4 protein-coding genes are annotated in these 4211 nt (G+C 42.5%); 2 read left to right on the top strand and 2 right to left on the bottom strand.

Going from position 1 to position 4211, the window contains the following annotated elements:
* Nucleotides 1–62 precede the first annotated feature (62 nt).
* Complete coding sequence (locus tag ADG81_RS02755; protein ID WP_049550832.1) at nucleotides 63–380, bottom strand: DUF960 domain-containing protein; 318 nt, start codon at nucleotides 378–380, stop codon at nucleotides 63–65.
* Between the two features lie 236 nt (nucleotides 381–616).
* Between ADG81_RS02755 and ccpA the strand changes: the two genes are divergently transcribed.
* Nucleotides 617–1627: a catabolite control protein A gene (gene ccpA, locus ADG81_RS02750; RefSeq protein ID WP_001090628.1), complete on the top strand. Its 1011-nt coding sequence runs from the start codon at nucleotides 617–619 to the stop codon at nucleotides 1625–1627.
* Between the two features lie 51 nt (nucleotides 1628–1678).
* On the opposite strand, the gene ADG81_RS02745 is transcribed toward ccpA, so the two are convergent.
* The gene (locus tag ADG81_RS02745; protein ID WP_023947043.1) at nucleotides 1679–2641 is read right to left on the bottom strand and encodes an asparaginase; all 963 of its coding nucleotides are present in this window, start codon (nucleotides 2639–2641) and stop codon (nucleotides 1679–1681) included.
* Nucleotides 2642–2706: 65 nt separating this feature from the next.
* Here ADG81_RS02745 and ADG81_RS02740 point away from each other — a divergent pair, with 65 nt between their 5' ends.
* Nucleotides 2707–4098 carry a Cof-type HAD-IIB family hydrolase gene (locus tag ADG81_RS02740; RefSeq protein ID WP_023947045.1) on the top strand — a complete coding sequence of 464 codons (1392 nt, stop codon included), beginning with the start codon at nucleotides 2707–2709 and terminating at the stop codon, nucleotides 4096–4098.
* Nucleotides 4099–4211 lie beyond the last annotated feature (113 nt).

The raw sequence follows: 4211 nt of genomic DNA, 5'->3' as shown, positions 1-4211 counted from the left end.
TACCGTACTCAAGTACAGCTTGCGGCTAGCTTCCTAGTTTGCTCTTTGATTTTCCTTGAGTATTAAAATAGGTCATTTTCTTTTGGGAGGAGGATAGTTTCTCTACCATCCATATCTAAAACCAGAACTCTCGGGGGATAAAGAGGGTCGAAAGGGTGGTTAAAGTCAAAATCAATGGCTGTAGGGAGGTGCTGACTTGAGAAGTGGAAGGTAATTTTTCCTTGGTTATTAAGCAATTGAAACTCGAGTTCTTCTTCCAATTCAAAGACATTTTTTAAGAAGTGGTCGATGATATACCAAAAAGAGTCAATGACGTCATCAGGCAAGCTGGTAACAATGCCAAAACTAGCTGACCGCATGTGGGTATTGGTAAAAGCCATATTTCTTCCCCCTTTCTTTTCCCTTATCATACAGCAAATAGGATTAAAAATCAAGAAAAGGTGATTTTTTCTTCATAAACATAGCTTCCTATGAAATTTTTTCAAATAATCTTCAAAAAAAGCTTGAAAGTGTTTACAAATAGTGATAAAATGGAATAAGTAGAATCATGAAAACGAAATTTTCATACCGTCTCTTTTTTAGAGTCTCGTGAGGTATGATATAGAAAGGAAATGGAATGAATACAGACGATACAGTAACGATTTATGATGTCGCCCGTGAAGCAGGGGTTTCAATGGCGACGGTTAGCCGTGTAGTTAATGGCAATAAAAATGTAAAAGAGAATACTCGTAAAAAAGTGCTTGAGGTGATTGATCGTTTGGATTACCGTCCAAATGCCGTGGCGCGTGGTCTTGCAAGTAAAAAGACAACTACTGTCGGTGTCGTGATTCCAAATATCACCAATGGTTATTTCTCAACGCTTGCCAAAGGGATTGATGATATTGCTGAAATGTACAAGTATAATATCGTTCTTGCTAATAGTGATGAGGATGATGATAAGGAAGTTTCAGTTGTCAATACCCTGTTTTCTAAGCAAGTGGATGGTATCATCTTTATGGGGTACCACTTGACTGAAAAAATTCGTTCAGAGTTTTCTCGTTCTCGAACACCAGTTGTTCTTGCAGGAACTGTGGATGTAGAACATCAGCTTCCAAGTGTCAATATTGACTACAAACAAGCAACGATTGATGCAGTAACCTACCTTGCTAAAGAAAATGAGCGCATTGCTTTCGTTAGCGGTCCACTAGTGGATGATATCAATGGTAAGGTTCGTTTGGTTGGCTACAAGGAAGCCTTGAAAAAAGCAGGGATTTCTTATAGCGAAGGATTGGTATTTGAGTCTAAATACACTTATGAAGATGGCTATGCCTTGGCAGAACGCTTGATTTCATCAAATGCAACTGCAGCAGTTGTAACAGGTGATGAGTTGGCAGCAGGTGTCTTGAACGGCCTTGCTGATAAGGGTGTGTCAGTACCAGAAGAGTTTGAAATCATTACTAGTGATGATTCACAGGTCTCTCGCTTTACTCGTCCAAACTTGACCACTATTGCCCAACCTCTTTATGACCTTGGTGCTATTAGTATGCGTATGTTGACTAAGATTATGCACAAGGAAGAGTTGGAAGAACGTGAAGTTCTCTTACCTCATGGTTTGACAGAACGCCGCTCAACACGAAAACGTAAATAGAAAAAATCAGGGAATCGTGAAGATTTCCTGATTTGTTTTTAGAGAAGAGACTTACCCTTCCATATAGTCTTTCAAAGCCTGTCCTGTTAGTCCGGCATTGAGGGCAATGAGGAGCTTTAGGCGGGCTTTTTGGGCGTTGAGTTCTTTAACAAAGAAGACACCAGATTTTTGCAACTGCACGCCCCCGCCCTGGTAGGCATAAACAGGTTCCGCAATACCGTTAAAGCATCGTGAAACAAGGGCGACTGGGATTCCTTGTTGCAGAAGGCTTTCTAATTTTTGAGCCGTTTCTTTGGGAACATTACCAGCCCCGAAGGCTTGGATAATCAAACCGTCCAATTGTTCCAAATCCAGCATATCAATTAGCTCATCTGTCATACCAGCATAAGCCGAGATGATAGGGACCAATCCTTGTATGTGATCAAGGTCAAAGCGAACACGAGGTTCAGCTGTTTTGAAGTAGAGGATTTCCCGCTTCGTAATCAGACCAAGTGGCCCATGTGTTGGGGTCTGGAAGGTGCCGACGTTGGTCGTATGCGTTTTGGTAACATACTTGGCAGCATGGATTTCATCGTTCATAACAACCAAAACCCCTTTGTCCGCAGCCCTGTCATCGCTAGCCACCCGTAAAGCACTCAGATAGTTATAAACACCGTCGCTGCCGAGTTCGTTAGAGCTACGCATGGCCCCTGTTAGAACGATAGGCATATGGGGAACTTCCATGGTATCAAGGAAATAGGCTGTTTCCTCTAAAGTATCGGTCCCGTGTGTGATTACCACTCCATCGTAGTTAGCAGCTTCCTCTTTGATTTTTTGGTAGAGGGCCAGCATATGCTTGGGTTGGATATGAGGGCTTGGCAGGTTAAAAAAGTCCAAGTCGTGGACATGGATTCCTTCAAGAGGATTGGACACATGGTTCATGGGATTATCTGAACTCGTCACAACAGCGCCAGAAGCATCGGCTTGCATGGAAATAGTCCCACCTGTATGTAAAACAAGGATTTTCTTAGGCATGATTTACTCACTCTTTCTGAAATGTGGTATAATCATTGTATCACAAAAGGGGAGATTGGGATAGGATGGAAGTCAAAGCTGTTTTTTTTGATATCGATGGAACCTTGGTCAACGATCACAAGAGTGTTTTGAAATCCACTAAGGACGCGATTAAGATTGTCAAAGAACAAGGGGTGCTTGTCGGTGTAGCGACAGGACGAGGACCTTTTTTTGTTAAGGAATTGATGGACGATTTGGATCTGGACTTTGCGGTAACCTACAATGGCCAGTATATCTTTACTAAAGACAGAGTCTTGTTCACGAGCCCAATTTCCAAGTTACATTTGCGCCAGTTAATCAGTTATGCTAAAAAAGAGGGCAAGGAGATTGCTCTAGGGACCAAGGATGCCATGTTGGGTTCCAAAATCATGTCTTTTGGTCTGGGTTCTTTTTCCCAACGAATCAGTCGCTTCGTTCCCTCAGTTTTAACTCGGACAGTGAGTCATTCCTTTAATCGTATGGTCAGCAAGGTTGTTCCCCAAAAGGAAGAAGACCTGCTTGATCTGATGAATCAGCCTATCTACCAAGTTTTGATGCTGATGACACCAGAAGAATCTGAGAAGGCAGCAGCTGATTTTGAAGACTTGAAATTGACACGTAGCAATCCTTTTGCAGCGGATGTTATCAATCAAGGAAACTCTAAGTTGGAAGGCATACGCCGAGTCGGGAAAGAATATGGTTTTGATCTCAACCAAGTCATGGCCTTTGGTGATTCAGATAACGACCTTGAAATGCTTGCAGGTGTTGGTATGTCGGTCGCTATGGGAAATGGTAGTAGCAGTGTCAAGGAAGTTGCTAAGCACATTACCACTAGTAATCAGCAAGACGGAATCCACAAGGCCCTGGAACATTTTGGTGTTCTAGCTTCAGAAAAAGTCTTTGTCAGCCGTGACTATCATTTCAATAAGGTCAAGACCTTCCACCACATGATGGATGAACGAACCCAAGAAGAACCACGAGCTTGGGATTTAGAAGGTGCAACCCACAGGGCTGGCTTTAAAATAGAAGAATTGGTGGAATTTGTTAGAGCTGCCAGTCCTTCTGAAGAGGACTTTGGTCAAGCTCTATCGCAACTTCATCAAGCTCTTGATAAGGCGGCCGATAAAGTGGCTAAGAAGACGCCTGCTCAGCAAGATTTGATAGGTCAGGTAGATGCCCTGATCGACACGCTTTACTTTACCTACGGTAGTTTTGTCTTGATGGGGGTGGATCCAGAACGTATTTTTGATATTGTTCATCAGGCCAATATGGGGAAAATTTTTCCAGATGGCAAGGCTCATTTTGATCCAGTGACCCATAAAATCTTAAAACCAGATGATTGGGAAGAAAAATATGCTCCAGAACCTGCTATTAAAAAGGAACTGCAGCGCCAGCTCAAGGCTTATGAGCGTCATAAAGAGAGAAATAATACTCAATGAAAATCAAAGAGCAAATTAGGAAACTAGCCGCAGGCTGCTCAAAGCACTGCTTTGAGGTTGTAGATGAAACTGACGAAGTCAGCTCAAAACACTGTTTTGAGGTTGCAGATAGA

The organism is Streptococcus pseudopneumoniae (assembly GCF_001070815.1).
Taxonomy (GTDB): Bacteria; Bacillota; Bacilli; order Lactobacillales; family Streptococcaceae; genus Streptococcus; species Streptococcus pseudopneumoniae_P.
This window is presented reverse-complemented; position numbering and strand designations above follow the sequence as displayed.

Bases quoted from the DNA above. Each gene is read 5' to 3' on its own strand.
- ADG81_RS02755 (WP_049550832.1), bottom strand. From the start codon at position 380: ATGGCTTTTACCAATACCCACATGCGGTCAGCTAGTTTTGGCATTGTT.
- ccpA (WP_001090628.1), top strand. From the start codon at position 617: ATGAATACAGACGATACAGTAACGATTTATGATGTCGCCCGTGAAGCA.
- ADG81_RS02745 (WP_023947043.1), bottom strand. From the start codon at position 2,641: ATGCCTAAGAAAATCCTTGTTTTACATACAGGTGGGACTATTTCCATG.
- ADG81_RS02740 (WP_023947045.1), top strand. From the start codon at position 2,707: ATGGAAGTCAAAGCTGTTTTTTTTGATATCGATGGAACCTTGGTCAAC.